The following is a 17,402-nucleotide window of genomic DNA, read 5'->3' as shown; positions in this document are numbered from 1 at the left end:
CGGGTCGCAGGATTAAGAGCGACGCTCTTAACGATTAAAATCTTCTTTCGGCGGATTGGCGTGAATTTTGTGGAAAGTCAAATCCGCACCCAGATACTGCTCTTCTTCGTTCATACGGATCGGAGCAAACATATTGACCAAGGCATACACCAGATAACCACCGATAAATGCGATGCCAACTCCAGCCAGAATACCGACCAGCTGAGACATCAGGGAAACTCCGCCCAGACCGCCCAAGGCAGTTGAACCAAAAATACCGGCCGCTATCGCGCCCCAGATTCCGCAAAGACCGTGCAGAGGCCAAACGCCAAGCACATCGTCGATTTTCAAATTCTTCTGCGTCCAGGTAAATGCCTTAACAAACAAAGCACCGGCTACCAGACCGATTACCAGAGCGCCCAAAGGACTGACGATATCTGAACCAGCGCAGATCGCCACCAATCCGGCAAGCGGTCCGTTGTGCACGAAGCCCGGATCCTTATCGGAAATAAAGGTCGCCGCCAAAATTCCACCGACCATTGCCATCAGTGAATTCATCGCCACCAATCCCTGAATGCCTTCGATCGCCTGCGCCGACATGACGTTGAAACCGAACCAGCCGACCGCAAGAATCCACGACCCCAATGCCAGGAAAGGAATGCTTGATGGCGGATAAACATGACGGATCGAACCGTCTTTGGCGTAGCGATTATTACGAGAACCGATCACCAGCATCGCAGCCAATGCAATCCAGCCTCCGACGCCGTGAACGACAATGGATCCGGCAAAATCATGGAAGCCGACACCGAAACGATCTTCCAACCACGCCTGCAATCCGAAATTACCGTTCCAGCTGATTCCTTCAAACAGCGGATAAATAAAAGCAACTGTCAGAAAGGTCGCCGCCAGGATCGGGTAAAAACGGGCGCGCTCGGCAATCCCGCCGGAAACGATTGCCGGAATCGCCGCGGCAAAAGTCATCAGAAAGAAAAACTTCACCAGTTCATAACCGGATTTTTCGGTCATCGCCTGAGTCAGTTGACCGTCCATGTTGAAGCCGAAAAAGACGCCGTAGGCGATACCGTAACCGACAAAGAAATAAGCGACGGTCGAAACGCCGAGATCGCTCATGATTTTTACCAGGGCGTTAACCTGATTTTTATGTTGCACCGTTCCGACTTCCAAAAAAGCGAAACCCGCATGCATGAATAAAACTAAAATAGCACCCAGTAAGATAAAGAGCACATCCAGACTGGTGGTAAGTTGTTCCATAGAAACCTCTGGCTAAAACTAAATGTAATCCAATTTAAATATGAGCGTTTTTTATTCGCCGCCGGAAGACGTATCCAATGCATCCTTGCTTATTGCTTACTGTCAAAAGTCGTTAAAAGTCGATCCATAATGCTCGCCAAACTTTCATGCGAACATTCATTGGATAAGCAGTGGCGTCTGCCCGACCTTTACAATAAAATTTTCTTTGGATTTTTCGCAACGGCTAACGCTTTGTCAGGCCGACAATTTTACCAGAAGCCCACATGCTGAAACACAAAACCACACCTTTGCAACCTATCGAACACCCGCTGTTCAACGAACATAAAATTCGCGTCCTAGTCAAAAGAGAAGAACTTAATCATGAATTAATTCAAGGAAATAAGCTATACAAGCTCGAATTAAACTTAAAACACTTCCGTAACAGCGATAAAAAATTTTTATTAACTTTTGGCGGCGCCTACTCGAATCATATCGCAGCCACAGCAGCTGCCGCACATCAATTCCAGATTCCGGCAATCGGTGTCATTCGCGGTGACGAGTTAGCAGCCAACCCGGCCAAATGGAGTCATACGCTCGTTGAAGCGCAAAGAAACGGCATGCATCTGGTTTTTATCCGGCGCCCGGACTACCGGCTTAAAACTCGCGATGACTTTTTGTCACTCCTGCAACAGAATTACGCTGAACAATTAGCGGATTTTGTCGATCCGCAATTTGATCCACAAAATGCCTATATCCTTCCTGAAGGCGGATCCAACCAACTGGCCGTTCAGGGCTTTCAAAGTCTGGCTGAAGAACTGGATCAACAATGCCCGCAGTGGACGAATTTATACTGCGCGGTTGGAACCGGCGCCACTTTAGCCGGACTCAGCGCCTATTCGCAATACGATATACGGCGAATACTCAACGGAGTGGCCACGATTAATGACAGTGATTATCTGATGCCGCAGATTGCTCAGTGGATCACCACAGTACAGCCACAGCAAAGCAATCGCTGGCAATTACGACAGAATTGTCATGCCGGCGGTTATGCCAAAACCGACCCGGAACTGGAACAATTCATTCAGGAAATCTGGCCGCAGTTCCGGATTCCAATCGAACCGGTGTATACGGCCAAAGCCTTTCATTGCTTTTGGAAAGACCTTATAAATCATGAAATTAGCAAAGACTCTGTAGTTGTATTGTTACATACAGGAGGTTTGCAAGGTGTGGGTTGAAAGGACGATCTATCGTCCAGGGTTACAGCACACCACCCTAAACGCTCAGACGTAAAAGCCCTAAACCAACGAATAGTAAAAGCAGTTCACTTAACTCGATCGCCATCCCCAGCAAATCACCGTTAAGCCCGCCGATTAAGCGCCGGGCAAAAACCGCAATCATCGGCACAACAAGTAGCAGCGCCCCCCATAGAGACAGTCCACCGGGTACCATCCATAACAGCATTAAAGACATCGCGACTCCGTAGATGCCGATCGACCACCAGGAAACCTCGGCAAACATCGCCTGATGCATATCGGTTCGCGTCGCACTGGGCGCCGTTTTCACCAGAACCAAAGGGGCAATTCTGGCCATAATCACGCTCGCCGCCAAAAGCAGTATCGGCATCCAGAAAAAAGGATCCCGCGCCTGCCAGTAAATCTCAATTAACTGTTGTAACAATATCCATTTACCAAGCAGTACAACAACTAAGGCAACTGCCGCCGCAGTACCGATCCGGCTGTCGTGCATAATCCTTAACGCCTTCTCCGGATCCCGCAAACTCCCCATGGCTGCATCGGCACTATCAGCTACTCCGTCAAGATGCATAGCACCGCTCAAGCCAAGCCAGACGACAAGAACCACGAAGGCAGCCTCTGCGGCGGAAAAGAAATGCTCACGGCCGCTCAAATCCGCCAGCCACAAATCCATTAAGGCAATCGACAAGACTGCTGCGCTCAACAATCCGGCAAACAGCAGTCCGACCAGTGGCAGATAATTAAGAACCCGTGTCTGACGTTGCTCACTGTAACAAGCGAAGTTGAAAGGAATACGGCTGAAAAACTGTAAACTTAGGCAGAGTTCACGAAAAAAATGACGCATAAATAAGTTCGACTCGTTTGAAATGTCAATTCCGAAGATGGTTCGAGAACACTGTACGACCCGCAATCAAGCGACGCCCGCATGCTCATTCTGACGCATTTCGACCAGATGCGTAAAGCAGGCCTCATCGACACGTGTCACTTCAAAGGTTAGGCGTGCTGCATAACCGATCTTAAGATTGAACAAGGCTTCATTCTGCATTTTCAATATCCGTTTTAATACCATCCGTTGCACTCCGGAGTGGCTAAAAATCAAAAGATGGTCACACTCGGATCGACACAAGCGATCCCATTCTTGTACGACACGCGCTTCGAAAAGAGGTAAATTTTCGCCATACGGAATAATGTCGTCGGCAAATGGATCAGCGAAATAGGCCTCCAACTGCTTCGGATAGTGCGCGCGAATTTCATCGAGACTCAACCCGTCCCAGCTTCCGAAATCCCTTTCCGCCAACGCCTGACGAACCGAAACATGCTTGAAATGCTGCTCCGCAAAAAACCGGCAACGGCTCGCCGGTGAAGTGATTATTTGGCACGGTTCCGGCAAACCGATTAGCGCCTGCCGCATCTGGTTTTCGCCCTCCAAACTCAGAGGTGAATCCGTGCGACCACGCAAAAATACGTCATCTTCGCAGGCTCCATGACGGATCAGATCAATCCGCACTACTGACCCCGGCCTGCTCGAAGGTTGCCATGCGGTTATGCAAAGCACACGCCTGCCGCAACAGAGGGATGACCAGAGCCGCACCCGAAGCCTCGCCCAGACGCATTTCAAATTGCAGCATAGGTTCAACGCCGAGTGCTTCCAGAATTACTTCGTGCGCCGGCTCCGCTGACAGATGGGCAAAAAAGCACCACTCCACCAGACGCGGACAAGAACCGCAGGTACAGAATATTGTTTCCGGCATTGAATATTTGCCCAGATCAAGCATTTCCTCGCTTGACTGACAGCGCAGAAGTTGTTCGTTGCGGCTGACAAAATCACCGACCCAGGCGGCGACAGAAGCGATCACTCCATCGACGACGACGCTCAGGCCCAATTGCGCGCAACGAATATAGGCGCCGGTCATCGCCGCAATCTCGAACCCGCCAAGATATTGCAAAACCCGTAAAGGCGAAGTCAAATGCTCACGATGCAAATTGATCGCCTGCTCGATAACCTGCGCTTTCTGTTTTTTCTGGCTAAAGCTGATTCCGGTGCCTTCCCCAACCACCTCGCTAACGGCTTTACCACTGAGTACGGCTGTCATTGCAGCAGCACTGCTGGTATTACCAATCCCCATTTCACCGGCGATAAACAGGTCTGCTCCGGCATTCCTGGCTCGTTCGGCAGCATCAGCACCGACGCTCAAGGCCGCAAACAGTTGTTGTTCACTCATTGCCGGCAATTTACTAAAATTCTGCGTACCGGCTGCAACTCTCGCGGAAAGCAGATGCGCCAGCGGCGCTGGATCTTCTTTGATACCGACATCCACAATCTCGAACTCGGCCTGCGAAAATTCGGCCAAAACACTGATTGCGGCGCCCCCGCGACTGAAATTTTTAACCATTTCCTGCGTAACCGCTTGCGGATAGGCTGAAACCCCATCTTCGACAATACCGTGATCGGCTGCGAATACCGAAATCCAAGGTTTTACCACCTCTGGCTGAGTACACCGTTGATGACTGGCCAGACGAATCGCAACCTCTTCCAGGCGCCCTAACGAACCTTCCGGCTTAGTCAATTGCCGCTGATGCAGAAAAGCCGCCTCGATAAACGATTCGTCCAGATCCTGATTGGCACAGAAAAAACGTTGCATGTTTGCTTCCATAATTGAATTCTCGTGTACTTTTATTGACTGTCTTTTAAAATCATCGGTAAGCCCGCGGTAACGAAGGTCACTTTATGCGCCCGCTTGGCCACTTCCTGATGCAAACGACCCAATTCGTCGACAAACTCTCGACTGAGCCGGCCCAGAGGAACAACACCTAACCCGACTTCGTTGCTGACGATAAAAATCGGCAGGCGACTGGCTTCAAGTTGCTGCAAAAAACGTTCACTCTGTTCTTCGCGGCAATCCGCATCAATCAGATTCAGCATCCACAAGGTTAAACAATCGATTAAAACCGCCGTCTTACGTTGACTCGCCAAAGCCTGATGCTCAATTTTCTGCAACGCCTGTGCCAGTAGAAGCGGTTCTTCATGGGTCAGCCAGTCCTCCGGTCTACGATTTCGATGATGTTCGATCCGTTGCAACATCTCTTGATCGACAGACACTTCGTGTTCCTGCTGTTCCTCGGCATCACGGAAAGAACTTTTGGCCGTCGCCAGATAGACCACTTCCGCCGCCCTGTTTTCCGCCTCGTTTTGCTTTTGCCAACTCAGGGATTGTCCTTCCGCATAGGCACTTTTCCCGGAACGGGCACCCCCTAAAATCAGATGAATCATGCTAAGCCAGTCTCACCTTAAATAAACGCTTGAAGGCGCTTATTCTAAATCAATAACAAGCAAATCTTTTGCTATCAGGCACTTTTTTTAAAGTGCATTTGTTTTAGACTCAAACACGAACCGTTCAAACACTGTTAAGTAAACAATAAGCCCCGCTTTGAAACCAGAATAAAAATAAGTTATCAGTAAATAAACTTTTTTAATCTAAAATAAATCGTATTTATTTTGCACACAAAATTCGAAGAAAAGGATTACTTTATGTCAGCAAACAACCGTAAATTAACCGTTCTGGGAAGCGGTTTTGCCGCTTTAACCGCCACGAAGCAACTGCGGAAACTGAACCCGAATGCAGAGATCACCGTCATCTCTCCATCGAAAGAATTTATCTATTTACCGAGTTTGATCTGGATACCATCCGGTATGCGCAACGGTGACGATCTGCGCATTGATCTGACAAATTTCTTCAACAAAAACAATATCCAACACGTCAAAGCGTCGGTAACAAACATCACCAACGGTGGACGCACCGTCGAAACCGATGCGGGCGAATTCGACAATGACGGTCTGATTATCGCCTCCGGCGGCCGTTTCATTAAGAAACTTCCCGGCATCGAACATGCGATTACCCCGTGCGAAGGCATTCCGGCAGCCGAAAAAATCCGTGACCGTTTAAATGGAATGGACAGCGGTACCATTGCGATTGGTTTCGGCGGCAATCCGAATGAACCTTCGGCAATGCGCGGTGGGCCGATGTTCGAATTCCTGTTCGGTATCGACAACCTGTTGCGTAAGCAGGGACGTCGCGACAAATTCAAACTGATTTTCTTCAACCCGGCAGCTCAGCCTGGTAAACGTCTGGGCGACAAGGTTCCGGCAAACATTACCAAAATGATGGCTAAGAAAGGCATCGAAACCAAACTGGGTCATAAGATGAAGGGATTTGAAGCGAACCTGGTTAAAACTGAAGGCGAAGAATTCGCTGCGGATCTGATTCTGTTTATGCCGGGCATGACCGGCCCGGCCTGGTTGCCAAACAGCGAACTACCGAAATCAGCCGGCGGAATGATTACCGCCAATCAATTTGCTCAGGTTGAAGGTTATCAGGCAACCTATGTTGCCGGTGATGCGGGCAGTTTCCCCGGACCGGACTGGCAGGCGAAACAGGCTCATGCAGCCGATCTGCAAGCGACAGCCGCGGCACAGAACCTGACTAAAGAACTTAATGGTCAAACCGACTACCAAGCCTTTAAACACGAACTGATCTGTATTGTTGATACGCTTAAACACGGCATTCTGATCAAACGCACCGAAAAAGGCACAACCCTGCTACCGCCTTGCCGTCTGTTCCACTGGGCCAAACGGATTTTCGAAGGTCTTTATCTGCGTCAATACCGCTAATTGCTACAACACGCAAAAGACCCGGTACGGCACTCGCCGCCGGGCCTTTTGCTGTATTCTCTCTCCAGCCCCCCCCTGCCAGAGCTTAAATCATCAAATCAATTTGCTGAACAGAACCAGCCTTGCCCGAATCTTCAAACAGAAAAACACCGCTGGATCGAACCTGCGCCTGCAATTGATTGTTTTCGTCCTTATGGCTGAATTCAGAAGCGACCGAAGCGAGTGAAATCGCACCGATATTTAATGCCATTAACCCATCGAGCCGCATAAACCCAGAACTGTCCTGGTGATAAATCTGCAGATCGGCAAAAACCGCATCATTTTCATCGATCCACCCGTTACCATCCTGGTCGTACGCCGCCAGATCGACAAAGCCATTGCCGCTTTCGGTGCCGAACAGCTCATGCCCTTCGGTGATTTTGCCGTCGTTGTTTTTATCCAGTGCCAGATAACCGCTACCGGCCTGCAAGATGGCAACCTGATCGGAGTCGCCGTCATTGTTCAAATCGAGTTCCACTTTAGCGAGACTCAGCTGCGCCGGCTGACCGCCAAAATTAACTACCAGCGGATCCTGTGGCACGGCGCCCTGCTGAATGGCGACATAAGAGTTACTGGAGTAAGCTCTTGATTGCTGAGTGGTCAGATCAAACGCCAACTCACGACCATCCGCCGTCTTCACCGTTCCTTCAGCGTGAAAGCGCAGTGTTTCCATTTCCTGAAGCCTGTGCGAAACATTTACACGAAAACCATCTCCCGCCATACCTCGTCCCGCTTGGGACCATTCAGAGCGGAAGCTTCTGCTCTCATCCTGAAAACCGGAAAATTCGGAAGAATCATTTTTATCATGCGGATGATAGCCGTAGACTTTAAGGTGATAGGTTTTTCCGGTCAAACGCTCCATCATGGCTTCAATCGCTTCAATCATTTCGATCAGATGCGGCGGCAACCATGTCTCAGACTCACCAGAGGTCGCCTCGCTGCGTAACATCGGCGCTTTATTAAAAGCCTCCTGCAGGCGTCGCGGTGCCTCCGCTTGCCCATCATTATTGGCGATTACTTTGTCGCTGCGACTTGTTGGCGAATTCGCCAGAGTGTGCGCTTTTTCCAGCCTTTCATCCATCCCAGAACTCAAAGACATTGAACTGGAACGGAATTCGGTTTGGGTCAGTGTTTGTGTTTCGACCTTTTGCGTTTGCAGCAGCCCATTCTGATAAGTTTCCAGTCGTAGCTGGCTCTGTTCCTGTCGTTCATACCGCTGCTGTGCGGATAAACTCAGTTGCTGGTGTGTAATAATCATCGTAAACAGTCTCCTGATATTCTTGCAGTGGTTTCCCCTCGTGACTGTTTGGTGTATTTTTATAAAGATCTATCCGATAATGTATCGGTAGCCATTGAAAAAACTTGAATTTCATCCAACGAGATGCCTATGCCGCAACGATCCCTTTCACTGAACCGACTAAAAACAGTATTCATCTTGCTGGTGCTTATTCCGCTCTTGAATGGTTGCAGCAAACCCCATCAGCCGTTACCGGAAAATGCGGTTATTCTGGCTTTTGGCGATAGTCTGACCGAAGGCTATGGAGTCCCAAAACCCGCATCCTATCCAAGCGTTCTGCAATCGTTGAGCGGACGTAAAGTCGTTAACGCCGGCGTATCAGGAGAGACCACGGATCAGGGCCTGTTGCGCATGCAGCAGCTGCTTGCGGAACAACAGTTCGATCTCGTCATACTGTTTGAAGGCGGAAATGATATTCTGCAAAAGCGTTCTTATGCACAGATCGAAGCGAACCTGCGCAAGATGATCGAACTTCTGCAGGCAAAGAAAATACAGATTCTTTTGATCGGCGTACCGGAAAAACGGCTGTTTTCCGATAGTGCACCGTTTTATGAAAAGCTCGCCGAGCATTATGACATTCCATTGCAAGACGAAATTGTCGGCGATCTGGTCATGCGTCCGTCGATGAAATCGGACTATGTTCACTTGAATCGTCAGGGGTATCAGGCTCTGGCCGAAGCGGTTTTCCGGAAATTGCAGGCAACCGGTGCCCTAGCCGACTGATTCCTCGTCGGCAAACGGCTGATAACGGATTTCATTAAGCCACCAGAGTTTCTTCCCTTCCGGCGTCTGCACCACTATCTCATCATCAACCTGCTTACCGATCAGTGCGTGCGCCATCGGCGACTTGATGCTGATAAAATTTTTCGTCGGATCAAACTCGTCAGTCCCGACAATCCGGTAGCGGCGAATCTCGCCATCATCATTTTCCAGCTCGACCCAGGCGCCGAAGAAGACCTTACCCTCCTGCTGCACTGAGTAGGGGACAACCTGAACCACTTCTAGTCGTTTGCGCAGAAATCTTAAACGCCGGTCGATCTCACGCAACTTGCGCTTGCCTTCTTTGTATTCGGCATTTTCCGAACGGTCGCCATGAGCAGCGGCCTCGGTTACGGCCTGCGTGGTTTTACGACGCTCGACACGCCATAGGTAATCCAGTTCTTTTTCCAGAGCCTGTCGGCCCTCCGGAGTAATCAGGTTATTTCGGTTAGTCATATAAAATCGTTAATACTCGATAATCGGAAACCAGTTGGATGCTTCTGCCTGACGATACAACTCTTTAAACTCGTCATGCATCTCTTTATCCCACTTCTGATCTTTAGCAGCCTGACAACCGCCCTTTTTCGCCAGTACGATATTAAAGTGCCGCGAGAACTGACGTTTATAGTCGCGGAAATCCTCGGCGATAAAGGTTTCAATATAGTTATTGGCACTGACACCGTATTTGGTAATAAACAGGCGATTCACCTGATTGAAGTTTTTGTTGACACTCATACCGCGACAACGCTCGGCAAAAGCGTCGTTAAGCAGAGCCGACTTAATCAGGTTACTGTGAATCTCCTGCTGAGGATTAAGCGCTTCTTGCTCCTGCGCTTGGGCAGGCAGCAAAAACAGACTCATTATAAAAACCAATATTGTCGCGGCCGTACGGGAAATGACTCTCATTGCATTTTGCCTTATTGTTAATGACTTCCGAGGATTCAATCTCGATTATGCCGATTTTGCCAATAGGCAGCAAACAAAGAACCGGAAATATTATGCCAGACACTGAATAAAGCGCCCGGCAAGGCGCTGGCAGCACCGAAATATTTAATCGCCAGTGCGACACTCAACCCGGAGTTCTGCATGGCAACTTCAATCGCAACCGTGCGCGACACCCGTGAATCGTAACCAAGCCCGCGACTCAATAAATACCCCATGAGCAGACCGCCCAGATTATGCAAAACCACCGCCACAACCAGCAATGCACTGAGCGAACTAAAATTATTCTGATTCAAAGCCACAACAATGCCGATAATCAACACGATTGCCAGTACGGCAACCTGCGGCAGTAGACTTTCAAGCGTTTGCAGCCTTGCGGCGGCCAGGTGTCGAACCAGCATTCCGGCGAAAACCGGCAGCAAGACAATTTTTAACAGCATCCATAGCATCGAAGCGGCCGGAACGTCAATCGTGTTTTGCAGATATATCCAGGTCAGCCACGGCATCAAGAGGACGGCAAGCAAGGTGGAAAACAGTGTCATGGACACCGACAAGGCCAAATCGCCACGCGCCAAATAGGCCATAACATTCGACGCGGTTCCGCCAGCGGTAGCCCCGACCAAAACCAGACCGATCAACCATTCGGGAGGCAGGTTTAAAAACTTTGCCAGCAAAAATGCCAGCAGCGGCATCAGACTGAATTGCAGCATTACGCCCCAAAAGGCAATTTTACGGTAGCCCCAGGCGCGTTGAAAATCCGCAAGCGAAAGCGTCATTCCCATGCTGAACATAATCAACATCAGCAGAGGAACAATCCAGGACTTGAGAGCAGCCAGCGATTCCGGCCAGATCCAGCCTGCCAGCGCGCCCAAAAATGCCCAGAGCGGAAAAACAATTAACGTCTTCTGCATTTTCTTTTATCCAAGACCGGATCAGGCCGGCAGTACCAGCACGGAGAAAGCTCCGATCAACGCCCCGAAGACGCCGCCCCAGACAACCAGCCACCCCAAGTGCTCATCGATCAACTGTTGTACCATTTGCTTAACCATCTGCGGCGTTAATTCCTCAAGGCGGCTATCCACAATCTGCTCGATTTTATGCTGAATCTGCGCAATCATTTCCGGCTGATCAATTTGCGCCTGCAGTGCATTCTTAACTTCATCCCGAGCCGCGATTTCAATCAGGGATGCCTGAAGATTCGTGATAAAAGGCTCTCGCAGAGGTTCCAGTTTTTCAGCCCCGCCAAACATGGCCAGCATCGAACCGAAGGATGAATTCATAATCACCTCAACCAGACGGTCGTACGCCGGAGTCAAGTCAACATTCTGAATGACCGGCGCCAGTTCGATTTTGTTTTCTCCGGAAGAATCCTGTAAAAAGCGATCGATATTTTCCTGCGTAAAAAACTGTTCCATCATCAGATTTTTAATCGCGCTTTTAAACTCGCTGAAACGGGCCGGAATCACGCCGGAACCAATCAGCCCCGGCACCCTTTCAAACAGCATGTAGATTGCCAGCCAGTTGGTCACTGCACCCGATAGCGCAAACAACCCGATCATTAACAATACAAGCTGTCCACTCCACCAGCCGGCAACGACCAATAGCAGTGCAACAAAATTGGTAACGAATTTTTTATCAAGACGGAATCCCATTCTCTGCCCTCTTTGTGTAATACCATGCCTATATAAAGTGGCGCTATTTTAAAACAGTTAAGCCCTAGATATGTTGAAATAACTTTTTATTCAATTAACGATGAATTTCAAGGCTTTGCCGCTCACCGATGCAGCCCTTTGCTAGAATGAAAAGAAAGGCAAAACATTCATAGATAAAGATTTCCGGTTTCAACATACCATCTGGATCACCTATGTAATCCCGGAATTTCTAACCTGAAAAACTGGCTAAGATTTCCGTTGAGAACAATAGCATGAAAATAAAACCTTTAGACGCGGTCAGAAGACTCAAAATTTTCATCAAGCAGACAAGTCTCTTTTTTCTGCTGTTTTTCGGCTCGGCAACAGCCGTCTTTGTCAGCTGGTATCTGGGGCAGAGCATTCAGGAGTTTACCCAGCATAAAGATCAAGGCAACAAACTGCTGCAGATTCATGAACACCAACTTTCCACCGAATACGAGTCGGTAATCGCCGATTTGACGATTCTGTCGTCACTCCCCACCATTGATTTCAGCCAGCACCCTGGCAACGGACAAATCAGCGAACTCAAGGAAATATACAGCACTTTTGCCAAAGCTCGCGATCGCTATAACCAGATCCGCTACTTGGATAACCAAGGAAACGAACGTATCCGCATCAATTTCGAAAAAGATCAGGTTTATATCGTCCCCGAAGAGGAACTGCAACATAAAAGCCATCGCTACTATATACAGGATATTCTCAAACTTAAACAAGACGAGATTTACGTCTCGCCGTTTGACCTGAATATAGAGAACCGAGAAATCGAGAAACCGTACAGACCGATGATCCGTCTCGGAAAACGCTTATACCAAAATGGCAAACCGGTCGGGATGCTGATTATCAACTATGAAGGCAAATTTCTGTTTCACGCCATTGGTGAAGAACACAGTATTATGACCGTTCCGTCGCAACTGATGATGCTTAATCAGGATGGTTACTGGCTCAAGGACAATAACCCAGAACGTGAATGGGGTTTTATGTTCGAAGATAAAAAACATCTCACCTTCGCCCAACTGCATCCGGACGTCTGGGCCTATATGCAACAGCACCCAAGCGGACAGTACAAAAACCGCAACGGGCTTTACAGCTTTATGAAAGTCAACCCGCTCCACCCGATTACCGGTATTCACAGCAATTTTATTGAGCAAAAATCGTTCATTACCAAAAAAGGACATGAAAATGCGACCTGGATACTGGTCAGCTTCCTGCCGACAGTGGAGTTCAACCGACACACGATTAATACCATCAAGCAAAATCTGATTTATATCATTCTGACTTTGTTTGCCACTTTTATCGCCGCCGTACTGGTTTCCCGATACCAGATAGAAAGACACACACTCCTGCTGCGAAATGAATATTTAGCCAATCACGATGCCTTGACCGGACTGTTCAACCGCTCGCAATTGGATTACACCGTGCCAAAAAAACTGATGCAATCACGCAAAGCGGACGATTGCTGTACTTTATATTATCTCGACCTGGACGGTTTCAAACCGGTTAACGACACCTATGGGCATGATATAGGCGATGAAGTTCTGAAGGTTGTTGCTAAACGTCTACTTTCCGCAACTCGCAGCCAAAATGATTTGGTCATCCGACTTGGCGGGGACGAACTGTTAATCGTAGCCAGTGGCTTGAACAGCGAAGAGGAACAGATTCAATTCGGCAACAAACTGCTTAAACTCTTCGAGAGCCCAATAGTCGTCAAACAGCACCATTTAAACATCGGGGCCACAATTGGCGCCGCCACCTACCCTCAGGATTCCGAAAAACTCGATCATCTCATAAGCATGGCCGACAGCGCACTCTATTATGCCAAACAGCATGATAAGGGCACCTTAAAACTCTTCTCACCCGATAAGCGCACCTTCTAATCCCCCCTTCTAGCGCAGAAAACGAATCGATTATTCCTCACCGGATTACAGTTCATCTGCGGTAGACAATTCTCCGAATCCATGCAGATCGAAACTCAAGCTTCCCTCACCGTTAAGGGAAAACTTCACCTTATCTTTAAGCAGCCCCTCGTCTTCCATGCCCATGCACCCGGAAAAAATATGCCAACGGTAGGAAAAATGCATTTGATACAAGTCCTCCCCCAAAGGTTCGATCTTTTCAATCTGCATCCCTTCTTTGTAATAGGCCAAAGGATTGATATAACTCAGATCTCTTATCAGCTTACGGTCAATTAATTCAATATTCTGTTGAACAAAATTCTGCAGCTCCAGACACAACGGCACCTTGTCAGCAGCGTGGGAATGCTCTGCTATCTGAGGCAGAGGCTTGGGAAAAGTATAATGCATAAATGTATGACGGGGTAAGAATAAGTTTTAAAAAATAAGCGGTCGAAACCGCCTACGTAATCAAATTTGCAATGCAGCTGAATCAAAGCCCTAGGCTTTGCGCGACGACAAAGGCAACACAATAATGTTTTTCATCGCTGACACTGATCTGCCAGTTGTCGGCCTGAATCTGCTGCGCTCTTTCCTGAGCGGCGCTGGTTAAAATCAGATAAGGCTGCCCACCGGGATGGTGTGCGATGGTCATCTGTTCAAAGGTGACGCCCTGAGCAATACCGGTTCCCAAAGCCTTGGCAACTGCTTCTTTCAACGCCCATCGCTTGGCTAGAAAGCTTTCCGGAAACTGCGAAGCGGAAAAACTCTGCCACTCGTCATCAGAAAGCAGGCGGCGTGCAAAACGCTCGCCCTGCTTCTGGAAAAGCTGTGCTATGCGCACATTTTCAACGATATCGGTACCTACGCCTACAATCATGCTTAACCAACCTGCTAACGAATTAGCCGAGATACGCCTGTTGACGCGCTTCCACCATAAGGCGTTTCATTTCACGCACGGCATCCGGCAAACCACTGTAAACCGCCTGGGCAATAATCGCATGACCGATATTAAGTTCTTCAATCTCTTTAATCGCAGCGATCGCCTGTACATTATGGTAGTGCAAACCGTGTCCGGCATTGACAACTAACCCCTGCTCTACAGCTAACGCGGTCGCTTTTCTGATACGATCAAGTTCAGTAGCGACTTCCTGCGGTTTTTCCAGTTCCGCATAGGTTCCGGTATGCAGTTCAATCACCGGCGCACCAACCTCTTTGGCTGCCAGAATCTGCTTCTCCTCCGGATCGATAAACAGCGAAACCCGGCAACCTGCTTGCGCCAAACGCGCACAGACTTCCGTCAGCCAGGCTTTTTGTCCGGCTACATCCAAACCACCTTCGGTCGTCAATTCTTCGCGCTTTTCAGGCACCAGACAGATATCTTCAGGCTGCATTTTACAGGCGATCTGCACCATCTCTTCGGTTGCCGCCATCTCCAAATTGACTTTTGTCTGACGCATTTGCGTGATACGGGCCACATCTTCATCCTGAATATGACGACGGTCTTCACGCAAATGCAAAGTAATACTGTCGGCGCCAGCCATTTCCGCATCCAATGCCGCCTTGATCGGGTCTGGGTAACGGGTACCGCGCGCTTGGCGAAGGGTGGCAACATGGTCAATATTTAAACCAAGATAGATCGGATTCATGGCTGTATTCCTAAACAAATGTTAAAAGAGTGATTTTACCAATTGCCGCTTTCGGCGGTAAAGAGATCACATGCGAATTCAAGATTTCTTAAGACTGCGCTTGAGAATGGACACACACCGCTTCACTCCAACGAAGCAGAGTGGACGAGTCGTTTTTGTTATGCGCAATCTACGACAATTTATCCGGTTGCGACGGATTACGCCCTAAAAGTAAACGCGCCTGTATCGGCCTGTCTCCGAGATAAGGTTGCAAACTCTGGCTCATCAGAACCCGCAGTGTCTTCAAACAGGGCACTCCAAGTTCGATCGCAGAAAGATCTTCGGTTAACAAACTGCGCAGTTGCAGCAGGCATTCACCCGGAATCTGCAGAAACGCCTGATCGGCAGCAAAATCCGTCAACACCTCAAAACCGTATTCCGGATAGAACAAATAGGTTCGCGACGCCTCGATCGGCTGATGATGGCAGTCCTGTTCTAGATTAAAGCCGTGCCCTAAACCGTTTAACAGACGCAACTCGAACCAACGCAGCGCCCAAGCCTGTTTACGCTGCTGAATCGAGACTTCTTCAAATTGCAGCTGCGCCAGATAGTACAGCAGATCACAGTAGTCTTGAAACAGGTTATCGTAAGAAACATTCGGATACAGTAAACGATACAGCAGCTCGTTGCTGTACAGGCCGCATACGGCGGTTTCGCCGTGCAGAGGGAAACGCAGATCACCGGATTCGATCGTATTCAGACTAACCAGATCCTGATGCGCTTTTTGCCGCCAACTGAGTTGCAACTGCTGAAAAGGCTGCAACAGTGCTGCCTTGAGATGGGCTTTTTTACTGCCGCGAACCGAACGGATAATGGCATTGAACTTCCCCTGCTCGGCGCTGAAAAGCGTCACCAGCGCACTGGTCTCCTTATAAGGACGACTATGCAGAACGTAAGCGCTCTGTTCTACCAACACGGCGGAAAACCTGCGAAAAAACCTTAAGAGCTGTAGTTGTCGTTATAGCCGAGACTCGCCAGAGCACGGGCGTCATCGGACCAGTTCTCTTTCACCTTGACCCATAACTCAAGGTGAACGCGGGCATCAAGCATATTGACCAGATCCTTACGCGCCTGAGTTCCGATGCGTTTAATGACATCGCCGCGTTTACCAATAATAATCTGTTTCTGCCCTGCGCGCTCAACCAGAATCAGACCGTTGATCAACCAACGCCCTTCCTCTTCATCGAACTTGAACTGTTCAATCTCAACCGTGGCACCGTAAGGCACTTCGTCACCCAAAGTACGCATCAGCTTCTCGCGAATAATTTCCGCTGCCAGAAAACGACTCGAACGGTCGGTCACGTAATCCGCCGGAAAAATCGCGCCCTGCTTCGGCAGGTATTTCAAAACCTCTTCTTCGATCGCCGACAGATTGACCTTTTTATAAGCGGAAACCGGAACCAGAGCATCAAACTTCAAACCTTCCGAAATCTGTTGAATAAACGGGAACAGCTCTTCCTTGTTTTCAAACTTATCAACCTTGTTAACCACAACGATCACCGGCTGTTCGATATTCTGCAGCTTTTTGACCACCGCCTGATCTTCTTTGGTCCAGCGCCCGGCCTCAACGACAAACAGAACCACATCAACGTCAGCAAAGGCGCTCTGCGCCGTGCGGTTCATATAAACATTAATGCTTTTCTTGCCGCCCAAGTGCATACCCGGAGTATCGACATAGATAATCTGATGCTGATCGTTCGTGTGGATACCGTGAATACGGTGACGGGTCGTTTGCGGTTTATGCGAGGTAATACTCAGTTTCTGGCCGAGCATTTCGTTCATAATCGTCGATTTACCGACATTCGGACGTCCGATTACGGCAACAAACCCTGCCTGATAATTTTCGTCGCTCTGTTGATCTGTCTCGGCCTGAGCCAGAATCTTTTCCAGCGACAAGCTTTTTTTGTCTTCGGTTTCATCTTGACTCATGCGTTTTTCCTCGGGC

General features: G+C 49.0%; 19 protein-coding genes. 4 read left to right on the top strand and 15 right to left on the bottom strand.

The window, feature by feature from the left end; translation table 11 throughout:
* Positions 1-27 precede the first annotated feature (27 nt).
* Positions 28-1,251 carry an ammonium transporter gene (locus tag HQN79_RS05250; protein WP_173284758.1) on the bottom strand — a complete coding sequence of 408 codons (1,224 nt, stop codon included), beginning with the start codon at positions 1,249-1,251 and terminating at the stop codon, positions 28-30.
* A 263-nt stretch (positions 1,252-1,514) separates the two neighbouring features.
* Here HQN79_RS05250 and HQN79_RS05245 point away from each other — a divergent pair, with 263 nt between their 5' ends.
* Complete coding sequence (locus tag HQN79_RS05245) at positions 1,515-2,465, top strand: 1-aminocyclopropane-1-carboxylate deaminase/D-cysteine desulfhydrase (protein ID WP_173284756.1); 951 nt, start codon at positions 1,515-1,517, stop codon at positions 2,463-2,465.
* A gap of 37 nt (positions 2,466-2,502) precedes the next feature.
* Here HQN79_RS05245 and HQN79_RS05240 read toward each other — a convergent pair whose 3' ends face one another.
* From HQN79_RS05240 to cobU, 4 genes are all read right to left on the bottom strand, one after another.
* Positions 2,503-3,327, bottom strand: a complete 825-nt coding sequence (locus HQN79_RS05240; RefSeq protein WP_173284754.1) for an adenosylcobinamide-GDP ribazoletransferase — start codon at positions 3,325-3,327, stop codon at positions 2,503-2,505.
* A gap of 66 nt (positions 3,328-3,393) precedes the next feature.
* On the bottom strand, positions 3,394-3,990 hold the full coding sequence (locus HQN79_RS05235) for a histidine phosphatase family protein (RefSeq protein ID WP_173284752.1): 597 nt from the start codon (positions 3,988-3,990) through the stop codon (positions 3,394-3,396).
* Positions 3,980-5,125 (bottom strand): nicotinate-nucleotide--dimethylbenzimidazole phosphoribosyltransferase, encoded by a 1,146-nt coding sequence (locus HQN79_RS12040; protein ID WP_173284750.1) that lies wholly within the window; start codon positions 5,123-5,125, stop codon positions 3,980-3,982. The genes HQN79_RS05235 and HQN79_RS12040 overlap by 11 nt, the downstream gene beginning before the upstream one ends.
* 32 nt (positions 5,126-5,157) lie before the next feature.
* The gene (gene cobU, locus HQN79_RS05225; RefSeq protein ID WP_173284748.1) at positions 5,158-5,754 is read right to left on the bottom strand and encodes a bifunctional adenosylcobinamide kinase/adenosylcobinamide-phosphate guanylyltransferase; all 597 of its coding nucleotides are present in this window, start codon (positions 5,752-5,754) and stop codon (positions 5,158-5,160) included.
* Between the two features lie 258 nt (positions 5,755-6,012).
* Here cobU and HQN79_RS05220 point away from each other — a divergent pair, with 258 nt between their 5' ends.
* The gene (locus HQN79_RS05220; protein ID WP_173284746.1) at positions 6,013-7,152 is read left to right on the top strand and encodes an NAD(P)/FAD-dependent oxidoreductase; all 1,140 of its coding nucleotides are present in this window, start codon (positions 6,013-6,015) and stop codon (positions 7,150-7,152) included.
* A gap of 85 nt (positions 7,153-7,237) precedes the next feature.
* Here HQN79_RS05220 and HQN79_RS05215 read toward each other — a convergent pair whose 3' ends face one another.
* On the bottom strand, positions 7,238-8,449 hold the full coding sequence (locus HQN79_RS05215; protein WP_173284744.1) for an FG-GAP repeat domain-containing protein: 1,212 nt from the start codon (positions 8,447-8,449) through the stop codon (positions 7,238-7,240).
* A gap of 129 nt (positions 8,450-8,578) precedes the next feature.
* Here HQN79_RS05215 and HQN79_RS05210 point away from each other — a divergent pair, with 129 nt between their 5' ends.
* Positions 8,579-9,211: an arylesterase gene (locus tag HQN79_RS05210; protein WP_173284742.1), complete on the top strand. Its 633-nt coding sequence runs from the start codon at positions 8,579-8,581 to the stop codon at positions 9,209-9,211.
* Here the strand turns inward: HQN79_RS05210 and greB are convergent.
* From greB to HQN79_RS05190, 4 genes are all read right to left on the bottom strand, one after another.
* A complete protein-coding gene (gene greB, locus HQN79_RS05205) occupies positions 9,200-9,703 on the bottom strand; it encodes a transcription elongation factor GreB (protein ID WP_173284740.1) in 504 nt (167 codons plus the stop codon). The two genes, HQN79_RS05210 and greB, sit on opposite strands and share 12 nt — an antisense overlap.
* Before the next feature lie 9 nt (positions 9,704-9,712).
* Positions 9,713-10,108 (bottom strand): hypothetical protein, encoded by a 396-nt coding sequence (locus HQN79_RS05200; RefSeq protein WP_173284738.1) that lies wholly within the window; start codon positions 10,106-10,108, stop codon positions 9,713-9,715.
* A gap of 80 nt (positions 10,109-10,188) precedes the next feature.
* The gene (locus tag HQN79_RS05195) at positions 10,189-11,100 is read right to left on the bottom strand and encodes a bile acid:sodium symporter family protein (protein ID WP_173284736.1); all 912 of its coding nucleotides are present in this window, start codon (positions 11,098-11,100) and stop codon (positions 10,189-10,191) included.
* A gap of 21 nt (positions 11,101-11,121) precedes the next feature.
* The gene (locus HQN79_RS05190; RefSeq protein ID WP_173284734.1) at positions 11,122-11,841 is read right to left on the bottom strand and encodes a DUF445 domain-containing protein; all 720 of its coding nucleotides are present in this window, start codon (positions 11,839-11,841) and stop codon (positions 11,122-11,124) included.
* A gap of 272 nt (positions 11,842-12,113) precedes the next feature.
* Between HQN79_RS05190 and HQN79_RS05185 the strand changes: the two genes are divergently transcribed.
* Complete coding sequence (locus HQN79_RS05185) at positions 12,114-13,754, top strand: GGDEF domain-containing protein (protein WP_173284733.1); 1,641 nt, start codon at positions 12,114-12,116, stop codon at positions 13,752-13,754.
* Positions 13,755-13,799: 45 nt separating this feature from the next.
* Here HQN79_RS05185 and HQN79_RS05180 read toward each other — a convergent pair whose 3' ends face one another.
* The 5 genes from HQN79_RS05180 to era form a co-directional block, all read right to left on the bottom strand.
* Positions 13,800-14,180, bottom strand: coding sequence for a hypothetical protein (locus tag HQN79_RS05180; RefSeq protein WP_173284731.1), 381 nt, complete (start codon positions 14,178-14,180; stop codon positions 13,800-13,802).
* Positions 14,181-14,262: 82 nt separating this feature from the next.
* Positions 14,263-14,649 (bottom strand): holo-ACP synthase, encoded by a 387-nt coding sequence (acpS, locus tag HQN79_RS05175; RefSeq protein WP_173284729.1) that lies wholly within the window; start codon positions 14,647-14,649, stop codon positions 14,263-14,265.
* Positions 14,650-14,671: 22 nt separating this feature from the next.
* Positions 14,672-15,418, bottom strand: coding sequence for a pyridoxine 5'-phosphate synthase (gene pdxJ / locus HQN79_RS05170; protein WP_173284727.1), 747 nt, complete (start codon positions 15,416-15,418; stop codon positions 14,672-14,674).
* Between the two features lie 169 nt (positions 15,419-15,587).
* Positions 15,588-16,373 carry a DNA repair protein RecO gene (gene recO, locus HQN79_RS05165; protein ID WP_173284725.1) on the bottom strand — a complete coding sequence of 262 codons (786 nt, stop codon included), beginning with the start codon at positions 16,371-16,373 and terminating at the stop codon, positions 15,588-15,590.
* Between the two features lie 23 nt (positions 16,374-16,396).
* Entirely contained in the window at positions 16,397-17,386 is a 990-nt protein-coding gene (gene era, locus HQN79_RS05160; RefSeq protein WP_202984520.1) for a GTPase Era, read from the bottom strand.
* Positions 17,387-17,402 lie beyond the last annotated feature (16 nt).

This window comes from Thiomicrorhabdus xiamenensis (assembly GCF_013282625.1).
Taxonomy (GTDB): domain Bacteria; phylum Pseudomonadota; class Gammaproteobacteria; order Thiomicrospirales; family Thiomicrospiraceae; genus Thiomicrorhabdus; species Thiomicrorhabdus xiamenensis.
This window is presented reverse-complemented; position numbering and strand designations above follow the sequence as displayed.

Excerpts from the sequence above, each read along its gene's own strand:
- HQN79_RS05215 (WP_173284744.1), bottom strand. The coding sequence starts at position 8,449 with ATGATTATTACACACCAGCAACTGAGTTTATCCGCACAGCAGCGGTAT.
- HQN79_RS05200 (WP_173284738.1), bottom strand. The coding sequence starts at position 10,108 with ATGAGTCTGTTTTTGCTGCCTGCCCAAGCGCAGGAGCAAGAAGCGCTT.
- era (WP_202984520.1), bottom strand. The coding sequence starts at position 17,386 with ATGAGTCAAGATGAAACCGAAGACAAAAAAAGCTTGTCGCTGGAAAAG.
- pdxJ (WP_173284727.1), bottom strand. The coding sequence starts at position 15,418 with ATGAATCCGATCTATCTTGGTTTAAATATTGACCATGTTGCCACCCTT.
- acpS (WP_173284729.1), bottom strand. The coding sequence starts at position 14,649 with ATGATTGTAGGCGTAGGTACCGATATCGTTGAAAATGTGCGCATAGCA.
- HQN79_RS05245 (WP_173284756.1), top strand. The coding sequence starts at position 1,515 with ATGCTGAAACACAAAACCACACCTTTGCAACCTATCGAACACCCGCTG.
- HQN79_RS05240 (WP_173284754.1), bottom strand. The coding sequence starts at position 3,327 with ATGCGTCATTTTTTTCGTGAACTCTGCCTAAGTTTACAGTTTTTCAGC.
- HQN79_RS05220 (WP_173284746.1), top strand. The coding sequence starts at position 6,013 with ATGTCAGCAAACAACCGTAAATTAACCGTTCTGGGAAGCGGTTTTGCC.
- HQN79_RS05180 (WP_173284731.1), bottom strand. The coding sequence starts at position 14,180 with ATGCATTATACTTTTCCCAAGCCTCTGCCTCAGATAGCAGAGCATTCC.
- HQN79_RS12040 (WP_173284750.1), bottom strand. The coding sequence starts at position 5,125 with ATGCAACGTTTTTTCTGTGCCAATCAGGATCTGGACGAATCGTTTATC.
- greB (WP_173284740.1), bottom strand. The coding sequence starts at position 9,703 with ATGACTAACCGAAATAACCTGATTACTCCGGAGGGCCGACAGGCTCTG.
- HQN79_RS05195 (WP_173284736.1), bottom strand. The coding sequence starts at position 11,100 with ATGCAGAAGACGTTAATTGTTTTTCCGCTCTGGGCATTTTTGGGCGCG.
- HQN79_RS05185 (WP_173284733.1), top strand. The coding sequence starts at position 12,114 with ATGAAAATAAAACCTTTAGACGCGGTCAGAAGACTCAAAATTTTCATC.
- HQN79_RS05210 (WP_173284742.1), top strand. The coding sequence starts at position 8,579 with ATGCCGCAACGATCCCTTTCACTGAACCGACTAAAAACAGTATTCATC.
- HQN79_RS05190 (WP_173284734.1), bottom strand. The coding sequence starts at position 11,841 with ATGGGATTCCGTCTTGATAAAAAATTCGTTACCAATTTTGTTGCACTG.
- cobU (WP_173284748.1), bottom strand. The coding sequence starts at position 5,754 with ATGATTCATCTGATTTTAGGGGGTGCCCGTTCCGGGAAAAGTGCCTAT.
- HQN79_RS05250 (WP_173284758.1), bottom strand. The coding sequence starts at position 1,251 with ATGGAACAACTTACCACCAGTCTGGATGTGCTCTTTATCTTACTGGGT.